Origin of the sequence: uncultured Eubacterium sp. (assembly GCF_945980375.1) — a bacterium.
Classification (GTDB): domain Bacteria; phylum Bacillota; class Clostridia; order Oscillospirales; family Acutalibacteraceae; genus Eubacterium_R.
The window spans coordinates 66,996-93,467 of the sequence record NZ_CAMFQO010000001.1; the positions used below are offsets into that span (position 1 = coordinate 66,996).

General features: G+C 42.9%; 20 protein-coding genes. 2 read left to right on the top strand and 18 right to left on the bottom strand.

From position 1 onward, the window contains the following. Positions 1–30: 30 nt before the first annotated feature. The 8 genes from spo0A to Q0P34_RS00370 all read right to left on the bottom strand — a co-directional run bounded on the left by spo0A (position 31) and on the right by Q0P34_RS00370 (position 10,608). On the bottom strand, positions 31–801 hold the full coding sequence (spo0A, locus tag Q0P34_RS00335; RefSeq protein WP_294951359.1) for a sporulation transcription factor Spo0A: 771 nt from the start codon (positions 799–801) through the stop codon (positions 31–33). A 210-nt stretch (positions 802–1,011) separates the two neighbouring features. After that, complete coding sequence (locus tag Q0P34_RS00340; RefSeq protein WP_294951361.1) at positions 1,012–1,917, bottom strand: hypothetical protein; 906 nt, start codon at positions 1,915–1,917, stop codon at positions 1,012–1,014. Between the two features lie 8 nt (positions 1,918–1,925). After that, a complete protein-coding gene (locus Q0P34_RS00345; protein ID WP_294951363.1) occupies positions 1,926–2,531 on the bottom strand; it encodes a sortase in 606 nt (201 codons plus the stop codon). A 119-nt stretch (positions 2,532–2,650) separates the two neighbouring features. After that, positions 2,651–6,172 carry a pyruvate:ferredoxin (flavodoxin) oxidoreductase gene (gene nifJ / locus Q0P34_RS00350; protein ID WP_294951365.1) on the bottom strand — a complete coding sequence of 1,174 codons (3,522 nt, stop codon included), beginning with the start codon at positions 6,170–6,172 and terminating at the stop codon, positions 2,651–2,653. Positions 6,173–6,306: 134 nt separating this feature from the next. Then, positions 6,307–6,771, bottom strand: coding sequence for a hypothetical protein (locus Q0P34_RS00355; protein WP_294951367.1), 465 nt, complete (start codon positions 6,769–6,771; stop codon positions 6,307–6,309). Continuing rightward, on the bottom strand, positions 6,771–7,718 hold the full coding sequence (locus tag Q0P34_RS00360; protein ID WP_294951369.1) for an RluA family pseudouridine synthase: 948 nt from the start codon (positions 7,716–7,718) through the stop codon (positions 6,771–6,773). Before Q0P34_RS00360 ends, Q0P34_RS00355 begins: the two co-directional genes overlap by 1 nt. 102 nt (positions 7,719–7,820) lie before the next feature. Next, positions 7,821–9,032, bottom strand: a complete 1,212-nt coding sequence (locus Q0P34_RS00365) for an iron-containing alcohol dehydrogenase (protein ID WP_294951371.1) — start codon at positions 9,030–9,032, stop codon at positions 7,821–7,823. A 91-nt stretch (positions 9,033–9,123) separates the two neighbouring features. Further along, positions 9,124–10,608 (bottom strand): MFS transporter, encoded by a 1,485-nt coding sequence (locus Q0P34_RS00370; RefSeq protein ID WP_294951373.1) that lies wholly within the window; start codon positions 10,606–10,608, stop codon positions 9,124–9,126. A gap of 116 nt (positions 10,609–10,724) precedes the next feature. Between Q0P34_RS00370 and Q0P34_RS00375 the strand changes: the two genes are divergently transcribed. Then, positions 10,725–11,171, top strand: coding sequence for a DUF523 domain-containing protein (locus Q0P34_RS00375; protein WP_294951375.1), 447 nt, complete (start codon positions 10,725–10,727; stop codon positions 11,169–11,171). A gap of 10 nt (positions 11,172–11,181) precedes the next feature. Further along, the gene (locus tag Q0P34_RS00380; RefSeq protein ID WP_294951377.1) at positions 11,182–11,631 is read left to right on the top strand and encodes a hypothetical protein; all 450 of its coding nucleotides are present in this window, start codon (positions 11,182–11,184) and stop codon (positions 11,629–11,631) included. Between the two features lie 93 nt (positions 11,632–11,724). Here Q0P34_RS00380 and Q0P34_RS00385 read toward each other — a convergent pair whose 3' ends face one another. The 10 genes from Q0P34_RS00385 to rpoC all read right to left on the bottom strand — a co-directional run bounded on the left by Q0P34_RS00385 (position 11,725) and on the right by rpoC (position 26,455). After that, entirely contained in the window at positions 11,725–12,408 is a 684-nt protein-coding gene (locus Q0P34_RS00385; protein ID WP_294951379.1) for an ECF transporter S component, read from the bottom strand. Further along, entirely contained in the window at positions 12,405–13,892 is a 1,488-nt protein-coding gene (locus tag Q0P34_RS00390) for an ABC transporter ATP-binding protein (protein ID WP_294951381.1), read from the bottom strand. Before Q0P34_RS00390 ends, Q0P34_RS00385 begins: the two co-directional genes overlap by 4 nt. Continuing rightward, positions 13,865–14,602, bottom strand: coding sequence for an energy-coupling factor transporter transmembrane component T (locus tag Q0P34_RS00395; protein ID WP_294951383.1), 738 nt, complete (start codon positions 14,600–14,602; stop codon positions 13,865–13,867). The genes Q0P34_RS00390 and Q0P34_RS00395 overlap by 28 nt, the downstream gene beginning before the upstream one ends. A gap of 145 nt (positions 14,603–14,747) precedes the next feature. Next, positions 14,748–15,776 (bottom strand): rod shape-determining protein, encoded by a 1,029-nt coding sequence (locus Q0P34_RS00400; RefSeq protein WP_294951385.1) that lies wholly within the window; start codon positions 15,774–15,776, stop codon positions 14,748–14,750. A 56-nt stretch (positions 15,777–15,832) separates the two neighbouring features. Further along, positions 15,833–18,061, bottom strand: a complete 2,229-nt coding sequence (locus Q0P34_RS00405) for an ATP-dependent RecD-like DNA helicase (RefSeq protein ID WP_294951386.1) — start codon at positions 18,059–18,061, stop codon at positions 15,833–15,835. A gap of 102 nt (positions 18,062–18,163) precedes the next feature. Further along, complete coding sequence (gene tuf / locus Q0P34_RS00410; RefSeq protein WP_294951388.1) at positions 18,164–19,357, bottom strand: elongation factor Tu; 1,194 nt, start codon at positions 19,355–19,357, stop codon at positions 18,164–18,166. A gap of 87 nt (positions 19,358–19,444) precedes the next feature. Beyond that, positions 19,445–21,553, bottom strand: coding sequence for an elongation factor G (gene fusA, locus Q0P34_RS00415; RefSeq protein ID WP_294951390.1), 2,109 nt, complete (start codon positions 21,551–21,553; stop codon positions 19,445–19,447). A gap of 21 nt (positions 21,554–21,574) precedes the next feature. After that, positions 21,575–22,045, bottom strand: coding sequence for a 30S ribosomal protein S7 (gene rpsG, locus Q0P34_RS00420; RefSeq protein WP_294836646.1), 471 nt, complete (start codon positions 22,043–22,045; stop codon positions 21,575–21,577). Positions 22,046–22,180: 135 nt separating this feature from the next. After that, the gene (gene rpsL, locus Q0P34_RS00425; protein WP_178667925.1) at positions 22,181–22,603 is read right to left on the bottom strand and encodes a 30S ribosomal protein S12; all 423 of its coding nucleotides are present in this window, start codon (positions 22,601–22,603) and stop codon (positions 22,181–22,183) included. Between the two features lie 204 nt (positions 22,604–22,807). Beyond that, positions 22,808–26,455, bottom strand: coding sequence for a DNA-directed RNA polymerase subunit beta' (gene rpoC / locus Q0P34_RS00430; RefSeq protein ID WP_294951393.1), 3,648 nt, complete (start codon positions 26,453–26,455; stop codon positions 22,808–22,810). Positions 26,456–26,472: the final 17 nt, after the last annotated feature.

Below are 26,472 nucleotides of genomic sequence, written 5' to 3' on the forward strand. Positions count from 1 at the left end.
TTATATAACATTATTGAGTAATTGTAAATATCAAATTGCCCTACTGCTTCGCATTGAAAGCTTAATTCTGTCGGAAATCATTGCAATAAACTCACTGTTAGTCGGCTTACCTCTGTCGGACTGAATGGTATAGCCAAAGTATGATGAAAGCACATCAACATCGCCTCTGTCCCAAGCAACCTCAATAGCGTGACGAATTGCTCTTTCAACCCTTGATGATGTTGTTGAATACATCTTTGCTATTGTGGGATAAAGAAGCTTTGTAACCGACTCAAGCATTTCTCTGTCATTTATGCAAAGCTCAATCGCCGTACGCAGATACTGATAGCCCTTAATGTGAGCAGGAACTCCTATCTGTCGCATAATATCTGAAATTACAACATCCATATCTCTTGTAATAGTGCCTGATTTATTATCTCGCTTTATTCTCCACCTTGCAAGAGCCTCTACCCTCTTCGCAACAAGAGTCGGGCTGACAGGCTTGATAAAATAATAATCCGCTCCGGCATTGATAATTTGCTTTTCAAATTCCTCGCTGTCAATAGGTGAAAGCACAACAACAACCGGCTTTTGCGACACATTTTCGTTAATATGCTCAAGCACCTCAATGCCGTCAACTCCACTCATAAATATGTCCATAATTACAACATCAAAATGTTGCCCCTCGACAAGCTCCAAAACCCGTCTGCCATCTTTTTTGGCAAGGATTGATTCAAAGCCATACTGCTTTAATTCCTTTTGACACTCTACACCAAAGGACGCTGTATCGTCAGCAATCAAAACCTTCATTACATCATTCATTACATTTGCTCCTATCGTATTAAAGTTTTCTACAAGATGTGAATATTTTTCACATTCATTTTTCCAAATATTAGCATAAATGCAGATATAATGCAAGTATTTTTTGAAAATTAATGTGAAAATTTTTCACATTCGATTTCATTCGACAGTATGCAAAATAAAAGGACACCGTTTTTACTCAGTGTCCTCAGCGTGTTTCAGCCCACTTTATCAATAGCCTGATGCTTCTTCGTTTCTTATTTTTTCAACAATCTCCTTTTCCGTGTTTGCCGACCTTGCTTTTTTAAGATAGTACCTGTAATTCCGTACAACAAGGAAAATGCCGACGGCCAAAATCAACACCCCGATACCCATATTAATTTTCAAAATATCATTAAGGGTATCTGCAATAGCCATATTGTAAATATCAACATCGGTAAATCTTAAATAGCTTGTATATTTCATAAGCAAAGCAAACAACGGCAGAACCGTCAGCACTTCGCCGGATATAATAAGACTGATGCCTATATATTCATATTTTTTTCGTCTGCGGTATGAAATAAAATCAATGACAAATATTCCCGCAAAAAACGCGACAAACGACACAGCCATTGTTATTATTGGCTTGTTGGTATAGGCAATTGCAACAATGATGATGTACCTTGTGCTTTCGTCCCCGAGTGTGTTATTAAAAGCGTCTGCCGCAAGACAGGAATATTTATTCAGTTCATCGTCCGTTAGCTCAATTCCGCTTTTTGTGCAATAATCATCAAGGGCATTTCTGCAATACTTATACAGAAAATACGACTCCGAAAAATCGGTAGCGAAGCCCTTAACGGTATTATTTGCGGCAATATGCAGTACACTTTGCATATGCTTGTCCTTAAAGGCAGATGTAAACGCCTTTTTAGGCAAGCCTGTTTGCCGTGCAACATCACCCAAATCATTATATAATTCCTTTAACAGCTGACTGCTGTACTTTTCGTATCGAGCCTGAACAAAGCTGTTTGTTCTGAGCAGGCTCGTTGTGATTCCGACGGAAACAAACAGCACAACCGACACAGCCATCAGCACAGCAATAACATAGCAGATAATATCCGTTTTACGAACTCTATTAACCTTTGGTTTATTGTTCATATCCGTAATTACTCCTCAATTTGCTTTGCAATATAAAGTGTATAAATATACTCGTCACCGCCACCGAAATTTTTGTACGGGAGGCACATAATAAGAGAATTTTTCTTTTTATGCCGGGCTATTTCGTCATATTCCGACACGTATACTATATCTGCAATTCTGTACTTATAGCTTGGATTTTTATAAAACTCGATATTTACGGTATCACCAATCTCCGCCTTGTGAAGATTTCTAAACAATGCGTCGGTGTTTTTGCCCACAATAATCACGCACCCGTCATTCCAAGGCTCTGTTGAGGACGGAAGAAGCGATACACATTCGGTATTTTCCTTTTCGGAATCATAGGTTACGGCACAGCCAAGCGCAACATCCTCGGAGCTTATCCAGCCTACAAAGCGATTTAGAGTCAGTTCATCAAAGCTTTTATACTCCCTCAAATACAAGTCATAATCCTCCGGATTATACTTTGTAACAGCATGGGTTTTGTCAGTGCTGACAGGCATTGAAGCTATAATTTTAGGTACTGCGATTGTAGCCGCAACAATAAGAACAGCCAAAATCAATAGCGGTATTACCAAGGCTCTTTTGATATATGAACGCTTTAGCTTATTCATAGCAAACTCCAATCACAAATTTTTCAAAACAATTATACAATACCTTTGAAAAACAATCAAGTATAATAAAACAGCTCCCCTTTATTTACAAGGGGAGCCGAGTTTAACGACACTTTATTTTACTCTGCGTCGGGAGCATAGTAATCAACGAGCTTTGCAAGCTTGTTGTACTTTTCAATAGAATTCTCTGCAGCGATAGCGAAGAGCTCTTCTGCCTTGCCGGGGAACGATCTCTTAAGAGCAGAGTATCTTGTTTCACCCTCGATGAATTCTATATAGTTTGCAGACGGAGCCTTTGAATCCAAGCTGAACGGATTCTTGCCCTCTGCGATAAGAGCAGGATTGTAACGGAACAAGTTCCAATAGCCTGCTGCAACTGCCTTCTTCTGTTCCATCTGATTGAATGGCATCTTGATACCGTGGTTGATACAAGGAGCGTAGCAGATAACGATTGAAGGACCGTTGTATGCAGCTGCCTCCTGGAATGCCTTCAAGCACTGGTTAGCATTTGCACCCATAGCAACCTGTGCTACGTATACATAACCATAGGACATAGCGATTTGTGCCAAATCCTTCTTCTTAACTACCTTACCTGATGCAGCAAACTTTGCAACAGCACCTGTTGGAGTAGCCTTTGAAGCCTGTCCGCCTGTGTTTGAATAAACCTCTGTATCAAATACTACGATATTAACATCCTCGTGAGAAGCGATAACGTGGTCAAGACCGCCGAAGCCGATGTCGTATGCCCAACCGTCACCACCGAAGATGAACTGATATTTCTTTGCAGCATAATCTGCATCCTTGAGGAAGTCTGCGGCTGCATCTGCTGCTTCGCCTGTAAGGCTTGCTGACTTAAGTGCAGCGATAAGAGCCTTTGCATCAGCCTCATTCTTTTCTGCATCCTCGTAGGTTGCAAGCCAAGCATCAGCCTCGGCAATACCTGCCTTTGAAAGAATTTCTGCATCGGCAGCAAGTCTTTCTCTGATCTGCTTTTGAGCAAGGTACATACCGTAGCCGAACTCTGCATTATCCTCAAACAATGAGTTAGACCAAGCAGGACCGTGACCGTTCTTGTCTACTGTATATGGAGTAGAAGGTGCAGAACCGCCCCAGATTGATGAACAGCCTGTTGCGTTTGCAATGTACATCTTGTCACCGTAAAGCTGGGTAACAAGCTTTGCATAAGGTGTTTCACCACAGCCTGCACAAGCACCTGAGAACTCAAGATACGGCTTCTTGAACTGAACGCCGATAGTATTAGGAGTGAGAACCTCAGGCTTAACAGGGGTGTCAACAAGAGCATCAAATGACTTTTGAACACCAAGCTGTGAAGCGATTGGCTTCATTGTAAGTGACTTTGTAGGACAAACATTTGCACAAGAGCCACAGCCTGTACAGTCAAGAACTGATACGATAAGAGCATACTGATAATCAGTTCTCTTATGCTTAATCATAGTTGTTCCTTCAGGAGCAGCCTTTGCCTCATCCTCTGTCATAACGATAGGTCTGATAACTGCGTGAGGACAAACCATTGAGCAAAGGTTACACTGTGCACACCTTTCAGGGTTCCATTCAGGAACAGAGATAGCAATACCTCTCTTTTCAAATGCAGCAGAGCCCTGTGGATATACACCGTCTGCAGAATCAACAAATGCAGAAACAGGAAGATCGTCACCGTGAAGTCTGCCGACAGGATCAAGAATTTCCCTAACAAACTTCTTCATTTCAGGTCTGTCTGTGTCAACATTAAGCTTTCTTTCTTCATCAACAGCATCCTTCCATGAAGCAGGAACGTCAATCTTAACAACCTCCTTTGAGCCTCTGTCGATACCGTTGCAGTTTGCATTTACAATAGCCTCGCCCTTCTTTGAGAACTTTGCAACAACCTTTTCCTTCATATATCCGATTGCTTCATCAACAGGAAGAATTCCGCTGATTGTGAAGAATGCAGACTGAAGAATTGTAGAAGCTCTACCCGGAAGTCCAACCTCTTCTGCAATCTTGATACCGTTGATTGTGTAAAGGTTGATATTGTTTTCTGCAATATATCTCTTCATAGATGCAGGAAGCTGAGCATCAAGCTCCTCAGGTGACCAAATGCAGTTGAGAAGGAATGTACCGCCCGGCAAAAGATCCTGTACCATATCGTACTTTGTAACATATGAAGGATTATGGCAGGCAACAAAGTTAGCCTTATTAATCAAGTATGTTGATGTAATCGGTGAAGAACCGAAACGAAGGTGAGATACTGTGATACCGCCTGATTTCTTACTGTCGTAGAAGAAATAACCCTGTGCGTACATATCTGTATGGTCACCGATAATTTTGATAGAATCCTTATTAGCACCAACTGTACCGTCAGAGCCGAGACCCCAGAACTTACATGATGTAGTGCCGGCAGGAGTGGTATCCGGTGTTTCTGTAACAGGCAATGAAAGGTTTGTTACGTCATCCTCGATAGAAAGAACAAATGTCTTCTTTGGCTCAGGAGCTATCATATTAGCATAAACAGCGATAATGTGAGCAGGAAGAGTATCCTTTGAACCAAGACCGTAACGACCGCCGTATACAGGAACTGCATCAAACTTTGAGCCCTTAAGAGCAGCAACAACGTCAAGATACAAAGGCTCACCGAGAGCACCCGGCTCCTTTGTTCTGTCGATAACGGAAATGCTCTTAACGGTTTCAGGCAACGCGCCGATAAGGTGCTTAACAGAGAACGGTCTGTAAAGGTGAACGGAAATCATACCCACCTTTTCGCCTCTTGCGTTGAGGTAGTCAACTGTTTCCTTAATAGTGTCGCAAACAGAGCCCATTGCGATAAGTACACGCTCTGCATCCTCGGCACCGTAATAATTAAAGAGCTGATAGTTTGTGCCGATTTTTTCGTTTACCTTGTTCATATATGCCTCTGTTGCGGCAACAGCGTCGGCATAGTATTTGTTACAAGCCTCTCTGTGTTGGAAGAAAATATCGGAATTTTCTGCCGAACCGCGAAGAACAGGGCGTTCAGGATTCAAGGCTCTTGCTCTGAAATCTGCAACATCCTGCATATCAAGCATATCTCTGAGATCCTCATAATCCCAAATTTCAATCTTTTGTACCTCGTGTGATGTACGGAAGCCATCAAAGAAGTGCAAAAACGGAACACGGCACTTGAGTGTTGAAAGGTGAGCAACTGCACCGAGGTCCATAACCTCCTGAACATTTGCAGAGCAAAGCATTGCATAACCTGTCTGACGGCAAGCCATAACGTCTGAATGGTCACCGAAAATGTTAAGTGCGTGAGTTGATACGCAACGAGCAGAAACGTGAATTACGCTTGGAATAAGCTCACCTGCGATTTTGTACATATTGGGGATCATAAGAAGAAGACCCTGTGACGCTGTATAGGTTGTGGTTAAAGCACCTGCTGAAAGTGAGCCGTGTACCGCACCGGCAGCACCTGCCTCTGATTCAAGCTCTGCAACCTTTACAGTTTGACCGAATAGGTTTTTCACACCTCTTGCAGCCATTGCATCTGTTTCCTCAGCCATTGGTGAAGAAGGTGTAATAGGATAGATACCTGCAACCTCTGTGAACGCATAGCTCACGTGAGCAGCTGCACTGTTACCATCCATGGTTTTTTTAGCTCTTGCCATTGGAAATTCCCTCCATATAAAAAATTATATAATAGCAATTTGGGCATAGTTTACCCAAGTTATCTATATGATTATAACACTCATACTTTTCAAATTCAACACATATATTAAAAATTTATATTATATTTATTTAATTAGTTATCTTTTGCTTTCAGTCTTTGCTTAAATTCATTATCAATATCGTCAAGTGTTTTTTTTGATGTGAGTCCAAGCTCAACGGTAACAACACTGTCGTCATCAAGATATAGAATAACACGCGAATATCTGTCAACAAAATTCTTTTTTAGGCTCGCCTTGGTATCTCTGACGGCTTCAACCCTGCTAATGCGAGAATACTCAAACACGTTATTATCATCAACACCTGTAAACTCTACCCGATCATCACCAAAGCAAACACCTGTTTTGATTATCTCTTTAATCATAAGCACAACGATAGCTACCGCAACAAGCTCTACAAAAAGATACACGGCGGTTTTCCAATCGGGGTTCTGTATTATTTTGGTTACGGAATAATATCCGTTAAATGCAACTGCTATCAGCATTGCAAGGGTAACACCTGCCGTAATCGGCGACAGGCACCTAACAAACTTATTTTTCATCAGTAAACTCTTTTCGCAAATTTTTCTGCAATATTGCAGGATTTTGACACAAATTCTCTGCCGTTAAGATATTCCAATGCACCGGCATCGGTTGTAAAATTGAACCTCAGCTTATATGAATAAAGCTCCTGCTTAAGCCTGCCGTGCTTTGAACCGTATTTGCCGTCATTAACAAGCGGATGACCGATTGAAGCAAGGTGTGCCCTTATTTGATGTGTTCTGCCGGTCAACAGTTCAATTTCCACAAGCGATACATTATCGTAGCTGTCAAGCACTGTATACTTGGTTTTTACAAGCTTACTGCCGTCTGTTTGTGACTTAACAACACGTACCATATTTTTCTTGGTATCCTTAATCAAGTATCCCGTCAGCAAATCGCTTTTTTTATCAAAAAACCCTTCGGCAACGGTGATATAAATCTTGTCAATCTCTCTGTCCTTAATCTTTTGATTGAGGATTTTCAACGCCTGATAATTCTTTGCACCTATAACAATACCGCCGGTATTTCTGTCTATTCTGTTTGCAAGCGACGGAGTAAAGCTGTTTTCCTCATCCGGATTATACTCGCCCTTTTCGTACAGGTAGCGTTTCATAGAAGCAACAAGGGTATTTACATACTCCCTGCCGTCCGGATGGCATAGCTCCCCCTGTCTTTTATCCATAAGAATGATGTTTTCGTCCTCATATATAACAGACAAATTCTTTGGTGCAGACAAAAAATCATAATGTGTTTTTTTCTCTGAAAGCACATCGTCAGGCAGGTACAAGTCAACAACATCATTTTCATTCAGCACCTGCTCCGGTGCACAACGCTTACGGTTGACCTTAATATTCTTTTTTCTGATTTGCTTAAACATCATCGACTTTGGCAGAGTATCAAAATGCTTTTGCAAAAATTTATCAAGCCTTTGCCCTGCGTCGTTAGAATTAATGGTTACACTTTTCATACAAGGATTATATTATATTTGAAGCCCATAGTCAAATGTACAATCAAAAAATGTGCCGTAATGAAAGCAATCATCACGACACATAATTGTTTATTTATTGAATTATGCCATAAAGCTGCGGATAACAGCCTCACAATCCTTTTCGTCCATAATCTTAGGAACAGGATAAAGCGGATTACCCTCCTTAAGCGCACGCTTAACGAGAATAGGCATATCCTCCTCCTTAATCATATCGAACTTATCAGGGATATTCATAGCGGCGTTCATTCTGCGGATTTCGGCAATAAATGCCTTGCCCTTTTCTTCAACAGACATAGATGCATCCGTGATACCGATAATGTCGGCAAGCTTTGCAAGCTGAGGATATGCAGCATCTGCGTAGAAATCAAGAACATAAGGCAGGATTACGGCATTTGCCAAGCCGTGAGGTGTGCCGTACAATCCGCCGAGGTTATGTGCAATAGCATGAACATAGCCTACATAAGCATGGGTAAAGGCACGACCTGCATAATAAGAGCCCTTAAGCATATTGCCTCTTGCCTCAAGGTCCTTGCCGTTTGTGTAAGCCTTTTCAAGATTTTCATGAATAAGCTTAGCAGCAATTTCGGCCTCTCTGATAGTATCCTTTGTGTTGCTGTGGCCGATATAAGCCTCAACAGCATGAGTCATAGCATCCATACCTGTTGTCGAAGTGATGTGTGGTGGCAGACCTACGGTAAGTTCCGGGTCAAGCACAGCATACTTAGGACGAATACAAGTATCGTTGATTGCATTCTTCTCATGAGTTTCGGGATCGGTTACAACAGCAGCAACTGTTGTTTCTGAGCCTGTACCTGCAGTAGTCGGTACTGCAAAAAATGGTGGTAGCTTTTTATGTACCTTAAGCTGTCCGCGCATATCTCTTACCGACTGATTAGGCTTTACAACTCTTGCGCCGGCAGCCTTTGCGCAGTCCATAGGAGAACCGCCGCCGAATGCAATAATACCCTGACAGCCGTTTTGGATATACATATCCTTACATTCTTCAATGTTTGGAATAGTAGGATTTGGCTGAACACCGTCATAAACAACGTATTCTATGCCAACCTCATCAAGCTTGGCAAACATAGGGTCAAGCAGATGAAGCCCCATAAGACCCTTATCTGTTACAACAAGAACCTTATTAATGCCCTTGCCCTTGATGAATTCAGGCAATTTCAAAATAGAACCTGCAGCCTCAAGAAGCTCCGGCTCGGACCAATCCATAAAGCACATTGCAACCTTAAAAACATTTTGGTAAATTCTGTACCAAATTTTTTTCAAAGTCCAGAGCATTCCATTACCTCCTTATAAAAATTTACAAATATATTTTACAAAATATTAAAACAAATTGCAATAGCAAATGCTAAAAATATCCAACATACTTTTATTCTATTTCTATACCTCTGCGTTTTCGCTGTTCGGCAAGCTCTTGCTCCATCTTAACCTTTGCCTTACCGCTGATTTTATAGAAGAACATAGGAATAGCACAAAGAAGCAGGCTGACACCCGGGACGATTGAAACAAGCGAGAACATTGCAAAGCGCTGATTAAGTGCCAAATCCGTTGCAGCCATTATGACATCGTTTGACAGCATTTTTTCAGGCTGAATGCCGATAATCATATACATAACAACTATTCCCGATGTTGCAAAGGCATTGCCAAGCTTATTTACAAAGCCCTGGCACGCAGAGCCAAGTGCATTATCTCTAAAGCCTGTTTTAAGCTCCATATAATCAAGGCAGTCGCCTATCATTGCGTAGCTGATAACGTTAAGCACACCGAGCGGAATACATGACACAAGAATAAACGGTATGCAAACATACAAATTCATTGTAAACCAACCGATAAGGGTTGTGCCGATGCTTGCAACAAAGCCTGCAAGACAGGTTGTTATTACAATCTTTTTGTAATCAAAATGCTTCATAAGCACCGGCATAAACAGCATAGCGCCGAACATACCGACAATTGCACACACCTGAAAGATTGTTTTTACGCTCGAAACGCTTGCCTCAATAGCAGCCACACGTTCAACCTCATTTAACGTACTTAAATCCGGACCGATGTAAAATGAATATCTTGCAACGTGAACAGCGGCAGCCTGAACCATATAACGACCTGACGACAAAACACCCATAAGTATTACAAGCATCAGGGGCTTGCACTTAAAGATTCTTGAAAGCCTTGACGGTTCTCCCTTACCAGGCTTTACATCGGGAATTACCACTCTTTCTTTAACGTAAAAATACGACCTTGCGTAAAGAGCCAAGCCAATCACAACTGTAATAATGGCCATAATAAGATATTTTTTCTTGTTGTATTCAAGGCCGTCCGACGCACCCAAAATTCGTGGCAGTATCAAGCCGATAGCAAGGAAAAGCACCTCGGGCACCGCAGAGCCTACACCGTTAAACGTTCTGCCCATTGATATTGTTGAGCTTCGCTCCGCTGCGTTTGGTGTCATAACATTAGGCAGGCTCCAAAACGGGACATCTGCCATTGTGTAAATCATACCCCACAAAACATATACAATAGCAGAATATACTGCAAGCTCTGTTTTTGAAAGGTTGGGGCTTAAATACATAAGGATTGTAAGAACACCGATAGGAATTGATGCAAACAAAATGTAAGGCTTCATTTTGCCCCACTTTGTTGTGCGACGGTCAACAATAACACCCATAAGCGGGTCGTTAATTGCATCCCACACCCTTGCAAGAAGCATAAGCAACAGCACAAACATCGGTGCAAGCTGAAGAACATTAAGATAATAGTCGCTGATATAGCTTGACATCATAGCATAAATCATACCTTGGCCAAGAGCGCCTATGCTAAAGGCAAGCTTTTCTTTTTTTGGAATATAATTCTGTTCCATAATTTTTCCCCTTTTTCAGACAATAAACGTCCTATATTAGTAAGATAACATAAATATGTGGTATAAGTCAAACTATTATGCTATAATATTTACATAAAACAAAGGTTGGTGAAAAAATGAAAACCAAAATCATTGTGTCTGCCTGCCTGCTTGGCGAAAACTGCAAGTACAACGGCGGCAACAACAAATGCGATGACGTTATCGCGTTGGCAGAAAAATTTGAGATTATTCCCGTTTGTCCTGAATGCTTTGGCGGATTACCTATTCCGAGAGTACCGAGCGAAATCAAAGACGGCAGGGTGTATTCAAAAACAGGTGAAGATTTAACAGAGGCGTTTTTATCCGGTGCAGAGCAAACACTGTACATAGCCAAGGAAGCAAATGCTCCCTGCGCCGTGCTCAAGGAAAATTCGCCGTCCTGCGGATTCGGTAAAATATACGACGGAACCTTCAGCGGCAACAAAATCGACGGAAACGGAATAACCGCACAGCTGTTATACGACAACGAAATTCAGATTTTCGGTGAAAGTCAGGTAAAAAGATTAATCAATTTATATGAATGAGGTATTTGATGTGAAAAAGCTAATTACATTATTAATTTGTGTGAGTGTATTAAGCAGTATAGTTGTTCTTTCTGCCTGCTCAAAGCAAGCAGATACAACACAGACAGAGCAATCAACTGCCGTTCAGGTTCCCACCGACGAAGCAAAAATAAAAAACGCAGATGCCGTTTCATACATCGAAAGCTATTCCAACAAGGATCTTGGTCTGTCTGACGATGACAGAGCAAGGTGCAGCTTTATGGTGGCATCTGACGGAGAGGACATTAACGGCAAAAAATACGTTAAGGTTATTGCGGCAATAAAGCACGAGCATAAGGACGGCAACGGTAAATCAACCTTTACACTTGAAACAAAGGGTGAATATTTTATTAGCTTTGATTCAAGCGAGGTATTAAAAAAGAACGGCAACTCATACACAAAGCTGCCGCTTCAAACCTCAACAACGAAAGGGAATGATTAGGGATAAAAAAATAGATTTTGAGCCGGACAAGACCTACAGAAAATAAAAACAATAATAACAAATAATACCTGCTTTATTTTGTGAAAGCAGGTATTATTTTATTGCGTATTTTGTACTTATTCTTTCTATTTTTGTTATAAAAGGCATACCGAACAAAAACAGAAACACTGCCGTTGACACGCCGAAAACAAGATTGAACACGGCACCTGACGCATAAACCGACAAGGCGCCCTTTAGAGTAATGTTATTTCCGTAAACGGACAACACCGTTGACATATCAACTATAATTCCGTAAACAAACGAGGCAAGGAAGAATCCCACAACACTAAGCGTGTATCTGTTAACCTTAAGGCGTTGAAACACAAGTCCCGCAAGCAATCCGACAGTTCCCAATGCCACCATTTGAAACGGAGTCCAAATGCCCTGTCCAAAAATAAAATTTGACACAAAGGCGGAAAAAGCACCGATAATATATCCCCTTTGACTACCAAGACATACTGCAGAAGCAATAACAATTGCCGCAATTGGCTTAACCTGCGGAATCAGGTAAAATGCTGCTCTGCCCACAACCGCCAACGCAATCAGGGTAGCGGTTAAGGTTAAATCCCTTGCGGTTAGGCTTTTTGCCTCAAAAACTGCAAAAAGCGGAAGCATAGAGAGAACCAAAACAACTATTGATGAAATGTAATAATTGATGCTCTTTGCAAACAAGGTCTGCCAAATCAAAACAAACACAAGACTGCCGAGTACCGTAAAAAGCATTAACGCCTTTTTCATAGCACCCCACCGTCCCTTAAATCAATTTCGCCGGCATAGCCGTCAGCTAAACCGTTTGTGATTTTTGACACGCAGGTGGTGTAAAAGCTGAGCGATGAGAAAAACTCTCTCCTTGGCTTGGTTGTTACGATTTCGCCGTTAGACAAAAACGAAATGTAATCTCCGTACTCCCCTGCAAAATCTATATCATGAGTGGCAATAACAACGGTTTTTCCTAATGTGCAAAGCTCCTTTAATATCTGCGCCAGCTTTTCCTTGAGCTCGCTGTCAAGAGCCTTGGTAGGCTCGTCCAAAAGAATAATATCTGCCCCTATTTCAAGCACCTTGGCAAGTGCAAGACGCTGTGCCTGTCCGCCCGAAATATCATACGGGTGCTGTTCCTTTATGTCATCAATTTGCAAAAACTCCGTAATCTTTCCAAATGTTACCTCATCGGCACATTTATCTTTTGTAAACAAATCGAACGGGTTTTGGCAAAGCATAGCAACACGCCTGTCGCTCTTAATTTTACCGTGATGAGCCTTAAGAACTCCGCTAGCAACCTTAAGCAGAGTGGATTTACCGCTTGAATTTGCTCCGAGAATTACATTAACCCTTCCTTTATAAATGTCAAGGCTAAGGCGTTTGAGAACATCCTGATTTTTTTCATATGCAAACGATATATTTTTAATTCTCATATCGCAGGCTGTTTCATCAGGTATTGATGAAAGTGAGTTTAAGCCTTTGGCTTTTAATATTTTTCTGCACCCCGCAACAGTGTCCACACCGTCAAAAAGTCGCATAAATGCCGGCACAAAGCCTAATACCGAGCTATTACTCTGCCTTAAAAATTCAACTGCCTGCAAGGGCGCAAGCTTGGCAAGAACCTGTCCGTTATCAATAATCAAAATGCTGTCTGCATAAGGAAAAAGCTCCCCGGTCAAATGCTCCGAAATAACAACGGTTGTGCCGAAATCACGATGCAGACGCTTTATTACAGTTAAAAATCGTTGAGCAGAAACCGGGTCAAGCTGACAGGTTGGCTCATCGAGCACCAAAATATCCGGCTTCATTATCATAACGCCTGCAAGATTAAGTATCTGCTTTTCCCCTCCCGAAAGAGTTGAAATTTCGGCATCAAGCTTTTGAGACAGATTAAAATAGCTTGCAATTTCGGATACCGACAGTTCAATTTCATCCCTGCCGAAGCCCATATTTGTAAGCCCAAACGACAGCTCACTGCGCACTCTGTCCGTTACAATGTTTTCCTCTGTGTTTTGCGCAACGTAGCCAACCCTGCCGTTAATTTGCACCGTACCGCTGATGTCACCCACAGGTGCAATTTCCTTTTTCATAAGCTTCAGCAGGGTGGACTTGCCGGCACCCGACTTGCCGATAACAAGACAAAGCTCTCCCTCGTCAACGGAAAAGCTAACATCATTCAAAACAGGAGACTCACTGTTAGGATATGAAAAATTCAGTTTTTTGCATATGATATTTTCCATAATATCTCCTCCGTCAAATCAACTGCAACAGGCAACAGGCTTAAAAAGCAAAAAACCGCAAACGCCGTATAATCAAAGCTTTTTGAATAAATTGTCGGTTCAAAAATAAATGTTATTCTGTCGGTAATTTTTGCAAACGCAACACAGGCTATCGCAAGCACGCTGACTGCAATAAGAACCAAATCGGCAGGCGTAATTTTATATCTGTTATATCGCACCGCCTTGGGATTATATTCTCTTGCGGTCATTGAGTCTGCCGTTATGATACTGCTTTCAAGGCTATATGAAACAAGTGCGGACAGATTATTTATTGCAGTTTTTATTCTGCTATCCCGCCTATGTCCGCCGTTTAGTCCAAGCTGTGCGTCCTCTATTTCCTTAAGCTTTCTTGAAAACCTTGGAATAAAGCCGAGCACCATAGAAAAAAGAAGTGCGGTTTTGGGTGCAAATCTAAAAACATAAATCACCTTTTCGCTATCCGTTGTTCTGCTGAAAGCACCAAACCACAAAATCATTGTAGCCAAAGTAAAACCTTGATTTACACCGTAAAAAAGTGCCTCAAGCGTAAACTCGGTATTGCCTATAACAAAAAGAACATCCTCTCCGTAATGGGCAAAAAGCATATTGAATATACTTACAACAAGCACGACTGCTATTGTAAGCTTTAACGATGACAAAGTCTGCCTGCCCCTGCATTTTATTTCATACATTAGAACACCTAAAAATGAAACAGCAACAAAAAAAGGATTATATACGGACACAACAAGTGCAAACATTCCGATAAAATACAAAAAGTGAAATATCGGGTGCAATTTGCTGAATCTGTCCATATATAGTCCTTTCCGATAGAATTAATTACTTTATTCTTACTTCCTCTTTTGTTTGATATCTGTATCCGTAGTTGTCCAAAATGTGCATTTTGTTTAGTGCTACGGTTGTGCCCTTGCCTACACAAAGATTGGGCATAGGATAAACCTCAACATCAAGGCCTAATTCCTTTTTCAGCATCTCATCCATACCGTAAAGCTCTGATGAGCCGCCCGTCAAAATAACATGAGATACGGTAATATCGGCAACAAGCTGCGGCGAGGTGCGTTCAAACATAATCTGTGCCGCCGCCGCAATTTCACGAAGCAAAGGATGCAGGCACTCATATATTTCGTCCGACGTAACCTCAACAGTTCGAGGCAGTGATGTTACAGAGCTTCTGCCGTTTACCACCATTGTAATCGGTGTTTCTCTGGGAATTGCACCGCCGATTTGCTTTTTAACCTCCTCGGCTGTTCTGACGCCGACTAAAAGAGAGTGCTTTTCCTTTAGATACCTTACAATTTCCTCATCAAATGCATTGCCGGCAACCTTAACCGTTTCGCACTGACTCATTGAACCCTGACTGACAACAGCCATATCGGTTGTGCCGCCGCCGATATTGATAACAAATGCACCGTTTGGCTGTAACGGATCAATCCCTGCGCCGAAGGCGGCACACAGGGGCTCCTCAACCAAGCACACCGACCTTGCACCTGCCGAAATCAAAACAGAAATAATTGTTCTTTTTTCTACATCCGTTGCAAGTGCAGGAACAGAGGCAACTACCCTTGGCTTAAAAATACTTTTTTTAATTACTCTGCCTATAAAGTATTTTATCATCTGTGCAGTCATATTATATGAGCTGATAGCACCGTTGCGAAGTGGCTGCAAAACCGTAATGCCGTTTGGCTCTCTACCCTCAAGATGATATGCACGTCTGCCTGCGTATAAAATTTTTTCTGTTTCGGTATCATATGCAACGTAGCTTGGCTCGTTAATAACCACACCCTTGCCGGGCACGGTGATTACCACATTGCTTGTACCCATATCTATTCCAAGGTCATAACCAAACATTTTTACCACCTAATAAATTACTGCTTTTACTGAATATCTATTGTACAATAGCGCACCTAAAAAGTCAACAAATCATCATTGTCATCATTTTCAATAAAATATTTAAGTGCACTGTACCGTCTTGATTTTTTGTCGTTATTAACCATTTGCTGTATGCCCTGCTCGTTGCCCACAAGAACAAGAAGACTTTTTGCCCTTGTAAGCGCAGTATAAAAGAGATTTCTGTATGCAAGTCTTTCGGGCACGGCAAGCACGGGCATAACCACGGCGGCAAACTCACTGCCCTGTGATTTATGTACAGTCATAGCATAGGCAAGCTCAAGCTCCTTAACATTTTCTATACTGTACATTGCCTCCTTATCGTCAAACCTAACATTGATAACGTCATTCGCCTTATCAATTCTTGTAAGAACGCCTATGTCACCGTTGAATACACCCGTGCCGTTTTCGCCTATCTTAAACCACGGCACATCATAGTTATTCTTGATTTGCATAACTCTGTCACCCTCGCGCAGAGTGTAGCCCTTATAGCGAATTTCGTGCTTTTCATTTGACGGAGGATTAAGTGCCTCTTGCAATATGGCATTAATATTTTGGGTGCCAACCTCTCCCTTTCTGCTTGGGCAAAGCACCTGAATGTCGTTCATAGGGTCAAGCCCGTATCCTGCGGGGAGGCGTTTTGTTACAAGGTCAAGTATCTTGCGCGGAGCAAGGTATCTTGAGTTTTCCCTAAGTAAAAAGAAATCACTTTCCGCCGAATTGTCAAATTCAGGCATTTCGCCCTTAACAACACGGTGTGCATTAGTAATTATTCTGCTTTTCATTGCCTGACGAAAAACCTTGTCAAGCACAACAACAGGGATTACTCCGCTGTCTATCATATCTCTTAAAACATTGCCTGCGCCCACGGGCGGAAGCTGATCCTGATCGCCTACCATAATCAGCCTGCAATGAAGCGGTAGGGCATCAAGCAGTGCCGCAAACAAGGTGACATCCACCATAGACAGCTCATCAACAATAACTGCATCGCAATCAAGCGGATTTTTAAGGTTATGTACAAAGCTTTGACTTGCATCGTTTTCCTTAAATTCAACCTCAAGCAAGCGATGAATTGTGCTTGCCTCGTAGCCGGTCAGCTCCTCCATACGCTGTGCTGCTCTACCCGTCGGAGCGGCAAGGCAAACCTTTAATCCACGATTTTTCATCAGCTGAATTATACCCTTTACGGTTGTAGTTTTACCTGTACCCGGTCCGCCTGTAAGAATGAGCATACCCTTCGAAACAGCGTATTCAATAGCCTCTCTCTGCTTGTCGTCAAAGGTTATTGCACTGCTCTTTTCAAAGGCATAAATCTCACTCTGATGAATTTTGTTTTCGGCAGGCGGATATTCAACCATTATCCTAAAGCGGTCGGCAATTCCTCGCTCTGCGTGATATATTTCGGGCAGGAACAAAAAATCTCTGCCGTTTATCTTTCGCTGAACTACTGCCCTTTGCTCAATAGCATTATCAATAGCAATTTCAACATTATCATCGTCACAACCAAGAAGCTGTGAAGCAGGCTTTATCATCTTTTCACGCGGAATACAGGTATGTCCGTTGCCCAAATTGTGATGCAAAACATAGCACACACCGGCAATGGCTCTGTATTCAAACGGAGGCTTTTCGGTTAAATTATCTGCTATCTCCTCCGCCTTGTCAAAGGTTATTCCCGTTTGAGCACCGATAAGCGAATACGGATTTGCGCACAAAACATCAAGCGCATCGTCCTTTAGCAGATTATAGGTTTTGATAGCCTCGCTTTGAGACAGACCGAGATTTGTCAATCCTGTCAGCATTTCCCTTGCAGAAAACTGCGCCTTAAAGCTTGTGCATATTTCTCTTGCCTTGGCACTTGAAATTCCCTTTATTGTTGCCAGCCTTGCAGGATCGTTTTCAAGAACGTCAAAGGTTTGTGTGCCGAATTTTTCAACTATTTTTGTTGCGGTTGCTTCACGAATACCACGAATAATACCCGATGACAAAAACTTAAGTATTCCGCCAACATCGGCAGGCATTGTTTGCACAGCGGTCTGTGCCTTAAACTGTCTGCCAAACGATGGGTGCATCACCCAAACACCTCGGCACTCCACCTCTGCACCGACTGCAAGAGCGCCAAGCTCGCCGACAACGGTTACACCTTCCTCGCCCGTGTTGACCTCTGCAACACAAAAGCCTGTTGCCTCGTTGTAATAGGAAACATCCTCCACAGTGCCTATTAAGTTTTCCTGTGCTTCATTTTCCATAATGTTATCCTTAAAATATACTGCACATATTATAACACAATTTGCGCAAATAAAAAAGAGTAGATTAATGATAATCTACTCTTAATTATTTATGTTAGGTAATTACTCGTTGATTGAAACAACAACGCCTGAACCTACTGTTCTACCGCCTTCACGGATAGCGAAACGAAGACCTTCTTCGATAGCGATAGGAGTGATGAGCTCAACGTTCATATCAACGTTATCACCAGGCATACACATCTCAACACCATCAGGAAGTGTGATAACACCTGTAACGTCAGTTGTTCTGAAATAGAACTGTGGACGATAGTTGTTGAAGAATGGAGTATGACGGCCACCCTCGTCCTTTGAAAGAACGTAAACCTGACCTGTGAACTTTGTGTGTGGCTTGATTGAGCCGGGAGCTGCAAGAACCTGACCTCTCTTGATGTCAGATCTCTGAACACCACGAAGGAGGCAACCTACGTTGTCACCAGCCTCAGCGTAGTCGAGGATCTTACGGAACATCTCGATACCTGTGCAAACTGTTGACTTGATTTCATCCTCAAGACCAACCATTTCTACAACGTCGTTAGTCTTAAGCTGGCCTCTCTCTACTCTACCTGTTGCAACAGTACCACGACCTGTGATTGTGAATACGTCCTCTACAGGCATAAGGAAAGGAAGGTCTGCCTTACGGTCAGGAGTTGGGATGTATGAATCAACTGCATCCATAAGCTCCTGAATGCAAGCACATGCAGGATCGTCATTTGATGTAGCCTCAAGAGCCTTAAGAGCAGAACCCTTAATGATTGGGCACTCATCATCAAACTCGTACTCAGCAAGTGTTTCTCTGATTTCCATTTCAACAAGCTCAAGAAGCTCTGGGTCGTCAACTTGGTCAGTCTTGTTCATGAATACGATGATTGCAGGAACGCCTACCTGACGAGCAAGGAGAAGGTGCTCCTTAGTCTGAGCCATAGGACCGTCTGTTGAAGCGATTACAAGGATAGCACCGTCCATCTGTGCAGCACCTGTAATCATGTTCTTAATATAGTCAGCGTGACCCGGGCAGTCTACGTGAGCATAGTGACGCTTCTCTGTTTCATACTCAACGTGAGCAGTGTTGATTGTGATACCACGCTCTCTCTCTTCAGGAGCCTTATCGATATCAGCATAATCCTCGAACTTTGCGAAGCCCTTGTTTGCAAGATACTTTGTGATAGCAGCTGTAAGAGTTGTCTTACCGTGGTCAACGTGACCGATTGTACCAATGTTTACGTGTGGCTTGGTACGATTAAAATGTTCTTTTGCCATTGGAATTTCCTCCCTAAAATTTTAATTAAAAAATTTGTTAATAATATTTTACCAAAAACGATAGTAAATATCAAGTGTTTTTTTACATTAGTCTTTCTTAGCGCGTTCGCTGATGATTGATTCGGAGATTGACTTTGGAACTTGATCGTATCCGTCAGGCTCCATAGTGTACTGTCCACGGCCCTGAGTCTTTGAACGAAGGTCGTTAACATAACCGAACATCTCTGAAAGAGGTACTCTTGCATTAATCTGCTTTGCACCTGTTCTGTCTTCCATACCCTGAATCTGACCACGGCGAGAGTTCAAGTCACCGATAACATCACCCATATAATCCTCAGGAACAATAACTGTTACCTTCATCATAGGCTCAAGGATTACAGGAGTTGCCTTCTTTGCAGCATCCTTAAATGCCATAGAACCGGCAATCTTAAATGCCATTTCGGATGAGTCAACCTCATGGTATGATCCATCGTAAAGCTCAACGCGAACGTCCACAACAGGATAGCCTGCCAAAATACCGCTCTTCATTGCAGCCTGAATACCTGCGTCAACAGCCGGAATGTATTCCTTAGGAATAGCACCGCCGACGATTTGGTTTTCAAACTCGTAGCCCTTGCCGATACCGTTTTCATCAAGGTTAGGATAGATACGAATCTTACAGTGACCGTACTGACCGCTACCGCCTGACTGCTTCTTGTACTTTGTATCGGACATAGACTCGGCAGTAATTGTTTCCTTATAAGCTACCTGAGGTGCGCCTACGTTTGCCTCTACCTTAAATTCACGGAGCAAACGGTCAACGATGATTTCAAGGTGAAGCTCACCCATACCTGCGATGATTGTTTGTCCTGTTTCTTCATCGGTATAAGCCTTGAATGTTGGGTCTTCTTCTGCAAGCTTTGCAAGAGCAATACCCATCTTTTCCTGGCCTGCCTTTGTCTTTGGCTCAATAGCAACACGGATAACAGGATCCGGGAAGTTCATTGATTCAAGGACAATTGGGTGATTTTCATCGCAAAGTGTATCACCTGTTGTTGTGTTCTTAAGACCAACAGCAGCTGCAATGTCACCTGCGTAGCAGATAGGAATATCTTCTCTGTGGTTTGCGTGCATTTGAAGAATTCTACCCATTCTTTCCTTGCTGCCCTTTACAGAGTTGTAGCAAGGAGTACCGGCCTCAATTGTACCTGAATATACTCTGAAATAGCAAATCTTACCTACAAATGGGTCAGTTGCAATCTTGAATGCGAGAGCAGCAAACGGCTCGTCGTCTGATGAGTGACGGAATTCCTCCTCGTCTGTATCAGGATTGATACCCTTAATTGATTCTACGTCGGTTGGAGCCGGCATAAAGTCTACAATAGCATCAAGCAACGGCTGTACACCCATATTTCTGTAAGCTGTACCGCAGCATACAGGTACCATCTCGCCTGCGATTGTGCACTTACGGATATACTTCTTGATAGTGTCAACGGAGATTGCATCCTCGCCCTCTTCAAAGTATTTTTCCATAAGCTCTTCATCCTGCTCTGCGATAAACTCGATAAGCTGAGTTCTGTATTCAGCAGCCTTATCAGCTAATTCAGGACGAATTTCTCTTTCCTCGAATACAGAGCCTGCGTTGCTTGCAGGATCGATATATACGATTTCCTTGTTGTTGATAAGGTCAACAATACCTTCAAATGTATCCTCTCTGCCGATAGGAAGCTGGATTGGAAGTGCATTACACTTGAAGCGCTCTAATACCATATTAAGAACGTTGTAAAAATCAGCACCCATAATATCCATCTTGTTAACAAAGATCATACGAGGTACATTGTAATCATCAGCCTGACGCCATACGGTTTCAGACTGTGGCTCAACGCCGCCCTTTGCACAAAGAACGGTAACTGAACCGTCAAGTACACGCAGTGAACGCTGAACCTCTACTGTAAAGTCAACGTGGCCCGGTGTATCGATAATGTTAATTCTGTGGCCCTTCCAGAAGCAAGTTGTAGCAGCTGAGGTGATTGTAATACCTCTTTCCTGCTCCTGCTCCATCCAGTCCATTGTAGCGGCACCTTCGTGGGTTTCACCAATCTTGTGGTTGATACCGGTGTAGTAAAGAATACGCTCTGTTGTTGTAGTCTTACCGGCATCGATGTGTGCCATGATACCAATATTTCTTGTTTGTTCAAGAGAAACTTTTCTTGACATGATATCCTCCTGTCCGACTGATTAGTATCTGAAGTGTGCAAAAGCCTTGTTTGCTTCTGCCATCTTGTGAGTATCCTCACACTTCTTAACTGCACCGCCTGTTTTGTTTGCAGCATCCATAAGCTCTGCTGCAAGACGCTCCTTCATAGTTCTCTCACTTCTCTGTCTTGCATACAAGGTGATCCATCTAAGACCCAATGTTTGTCTTCTTTCCGGACGAACCTCTAAAGGAACTTGATATGTTGCACCGCCGACACGGCGAGCCTTAACTTCGAGAACCGGCATTACGTTCTCCATAGCAGCTTCAAAAGTCTCCAATGGGTCGTTGCCTGTCTTTTCTTGGATGATGTCGAACGCACCGTAAACGATTTTCTGTGCGACACCCTTCTTTCCATCAAGCATGATGTTGTTGATCAATCTTGTTACAACCTTTGAATTGTACATTGGATCAGGGAGTACATCACGCTTAGCGATCTGGCCTCTTCTTGGCATCTTCGCTTCCCTCCTTCATTAATATTGTAATATGAGTTCATAGGTACTCGGTTTTTCCGTGGAGCCAACAATCAGCCTTCTATATGAATAAATAAACTATTGTCGGGTTTCCTCGTTAAATGTCAGCTAAGATAATTAAGCCTTCTTAGCCTTTGGCTTCTTTGCACCGTACTTTGAACGGCTCTGCATTCTGCCTGTTACGCCCTGTGTGTCAAGTGTACCGCGGATGATGTGATAACGAACACCGGGAAGGTCTTTAACTCTTCCGCCACGTACCATAACAACAGAGTGCTCCTGAAGGTTGTGACCAACACCCGGAATGTAAGCAGAAACTTCCATACCGTTTGTAAGACGAACTCTGGCAATCTTACGAAGAGCTGAGTTAGGCTTCTTAGGTGTAGCTGTCTTAACCGCTGTGCATACACCGCGCTTTTGTGGTGATGCATTGTTTGTCATAACATTCTTCTTTGTGTTAAGACCCTTGATAAGAGCAGGAGTCTTTGACTTCTTCTCAAGTGACTTACGACCGGTCTTAACTAATTGGTTAAAGGTAGGCAATAGTTTATTCTCCTTTCTGATTATTTGTGTATTTCATATACAATATACACATTTCATACCTATAATAATAGGTATCAGATGTATATACAGCTTTGCCTACCGAGGCATAATTGCTTACGCCTCGATAGACGAATTTGACAAATTAAAGTGGTAAATCTTGTTAGATATGCACAAGATTGCCAACGCACAGATAAATATTATAACTTAATTGTTGCTATTTGTCAATAGCTGTTGTAATTGTTCCAAATCTTTTATTTCAATACCGCTTTCGGCAGAGAAATAGCTTGGAACAACATCAACCTTTCTGAATACGCTCATACCTGTACCTGCCGGAACAAGCTTACCGATAAGAACGTTTTCCTTAAGACCGATAAGAGGATCCGACTTGCCTCTGATAGCAGCGTCTGTCAGTACTCTTGTAGTTTCCTGGAATGAAGCCGCAGACAAGAATGAATCTGTTGCAAGAGAAGCCTTGGTGATACCCAAAAGCAACGGGATATATGTTGCCTTTTTAAGCTCGGTTTCACCTGCTGCAATTCTTGCATCAATCTTATCATTTGCCTCTGCAACTGCAGCAACATCAACGTTTGTGCCGGAGATAAGGTCAGTATCACCCGGCTCGTCAACGATACATTTTTTAAGCATTTGACGAACGATAACCTCAATGTGCTTATCGTTAATATCTACACCCTGTGTACGATATGCATACTGAACTTCCTTAATCAAGTAGTTGTATACAGCCTCTTCGCCAAGAATAGCAAGTACATCGTGAGGGTTCTTTGAGCCTAATGTAAGCTCGGTACCCTTTTCGATATGAGCACCCTCAACAATGTTTTCGCAAAGTCTGTATCCGTAAGGGATGAGGTACTTTTTCTCGTCGCCTGTTTCTTCATTGAATACAACAACGTGACGGGTTTTCTTAATCTCCTCAAATCTAACGGTACCGCTGATTTCGGAAAGAATAGCAAGCTGCTTTGGCTTTCTTGCCTCGAACAATTCCTCAACTCTCGGAAGACCCTGAGTAATGTCCTCACCGCCTGCAACACCACCGGTGTGGAAGGTTCTCATTGTAAGCTGTGTACCCGGCTCACCGATTGACTGAGCAGCGATAATACCAACTGCCTCACCAACCTGTACGGGCTCGTTAAATGCAAGGTTGGAGCCATAGCACTTGCGGCATACACCGTGGCGTGACTTACAGGTAATAAGAGAGCGAATCTTAACCTTCTTGATGCCCGCTGCAGCAATTCTTGCAGCATCGTCCTCGTTCATAATGCGGTCGGTGTCCATAAGAACCTCGCCGGTTTCAGGATGAACGATAGGCTCTGCGGCAAATCTGCCAACAAGTCTTTCCTCAAGTGACTCAAGAACACGGTTGCCGTCCATAATAGCATAAACCTCAATACCGTCGTGGCATCCGCAATCGTCATCACGAATGATAACATCCTGTGATACGTCTACAAGTCTTCTTGTAAGGTAACCAGAGTCAGCTGTACGAAGCGCAGTATCTGTAAGACCCTTACGTGCACCACGAGATGAAATGAAGTATTCCAAAATGTTAAGACCTTCACGGTAGTTAGCACGAATAGGAATTTCGATGGTAGCACCCGATGTATTGGCGATAAGACCTCTCATACCTGCCAGCTGACGAAGCTGTGATGTACTACCACGAGCACCTGAATCTACCATCATATGAATTGGGTTGTGGGTACCGTCAAAGTTATTTGTAAGCTCGTCGGATACCTTATTTGTACAGGTTTCCCAAGCCTTGACTACCTGTGAGTAACGCTCCTCATTTGTAATCAATCCGTAGTTGTAGTTAGTTGTAATTTCGTCAACCTTTGCTTCTGCCTCTGCCAAGAATTCCTTTTTCTTTTCAGGGATAAGTGCGTCGATAACGGCAACGGTGGTACCTGAAACCGTTGAATACTTGTAGCCCTGATTCTTGATGTCGTCAAGAACTCTTGATGCAATTGATACACCGTGAGTACGGATGCAGGCATCGGCAATCTTACCAAGACCGCCCTTCTTTACAACAAAGCTAACCTCGGGAACAAACTCGTTGCCCGGAACAGTTCTGTCTACAAAGCCAAGGTCCTGCGGAATAGGCTTGTTAAAGATTACACGGCCGATAGTAGTTGTAACGATACTGCTCTTCATCTCGCCGTTAATCTCGCCTGAAAATCTTATTTTACATTCAGCGTGAAGACCGAGTGAGCCCTCCTGATAAGCCATCATAGCCTCATCGACATCACGGAATATTCTGTACCTCTTAACCTCTTCGCCGTTGATAACCTCTGTGTACGGACAACCCGGCTCACCCTCCTTAATCATTGTAAGGTAGTAGGAACCGATAACCATATCCTGTGACGGAACGGCAACAGGCTTACCGTCAGACGGCTTCAAAAGATTGTTTGACGCAAGCATAAGCATTCTTGCCTCTGCCTGTGCCTCTGCTGACAACGGTACGTGAACAGCCATTTGGTCACCGTCGAAGTCGGCGTTAAATGCAGTACATGCAAGTGGGTGAAGCTTGATTGCTCTACCCTCAACCAATACAGGCTCAAATGCCTGAATACCAAGTCTGTGAAGTGTGGGGGCACGGTTGAGCATTACAGGGTGATCCTTAATTACAACCTCAAGAGCATCCCATACCTCCGAGCGATCTGCCTTTTCAACCATCTTACGCGCCTGCTTGATGTTTGAAGCAATGTTTGTTTCAACCAAGCGCTTCATAACAAACGGCTTGAACAATTCAATAGCCATTTCCTTAGGAAGACCGCACTGATACATCTTAAGCTCAGGGCCTACAACGATAACGGAACGGCCTGAATAGTCAACACGCTTACCAAGAAGGTTTTGACGGAAGCGTCCCTGCTTACCCTTAAGCATATCCGAAAGTGACTTAAGAGGTCTGTTATTTGGACCTGTAACAGGTCTGCCTCTACGGCCGTTATCGATGAGAGCATCAACAGATTCCTGAAGCATTCTCTTTTCGTTTCTGATAATGATGTCGGGAGCGTGAAGCTCGATAAGCCTCTTAAGACGGTTGTTTCTGTTGATAACACGTCTGTACAAATCGTTAAGGTCGGATGTGGCAAATCTGCCGCCGTCAAGCTGAACCATAGGACGAATATCCGGCGGAATTACAGGGATAACGTCAAGAATCATCCACTCAAGCTTGTTGCCGCTGTTAACGAAGGCATCAACAACATCAAGTCTTTTGAGGAGCTTTGCTCTCTTTTGACCTGTTGCACCCTCAAGCTCTGCGGTAAGCTCATCACGAAGCTCCTTGGCATCAATTTCTGCAAGAAGCTCTTTGATTGCCTCTGCGCCCATTCCTGCCTTAAAGTCATCCTCGTATCTTTCACGCATGTCCTGATACTCTTTTTCGGTAAGGGTTTGCTTCTTTTGAAGCGGAGTATCACCCGGATCGGTTACGATATAAAGTGCAAAGTAAAGCACCTTTTCAAGATTTCTTTGGTTAATATCAAGCACCTGACCGATACGGCTCGGGATGCCCTTAAAATACCAAATGTGTGATACAGGGGCGGCAAGCTCAATGTGGCCCATACGCTCTCTACGAACCTTGGCACGGGTAATCTCTACACCGCAACGCTCACAGACCTTACCCTTATAGCGAACTCTCTTGTACTTACCGCAATGACATTCCCAATCCTTCATAGGACCGAAAATTCTTTCGCAGAACAAGCCGCCTGCCTCAGGCTTTAGAGTTCTGTAATTTATTGTTTCAGGCTTTGTAACCTCACCGTAGGACCATCCGCGAATAGCCTCGGGAGAAGCAAGCCCAATCTTTATTGAACTAAATTCGTTAGTTGAATTATTATCCATTTGGAAGCACTCCTTTT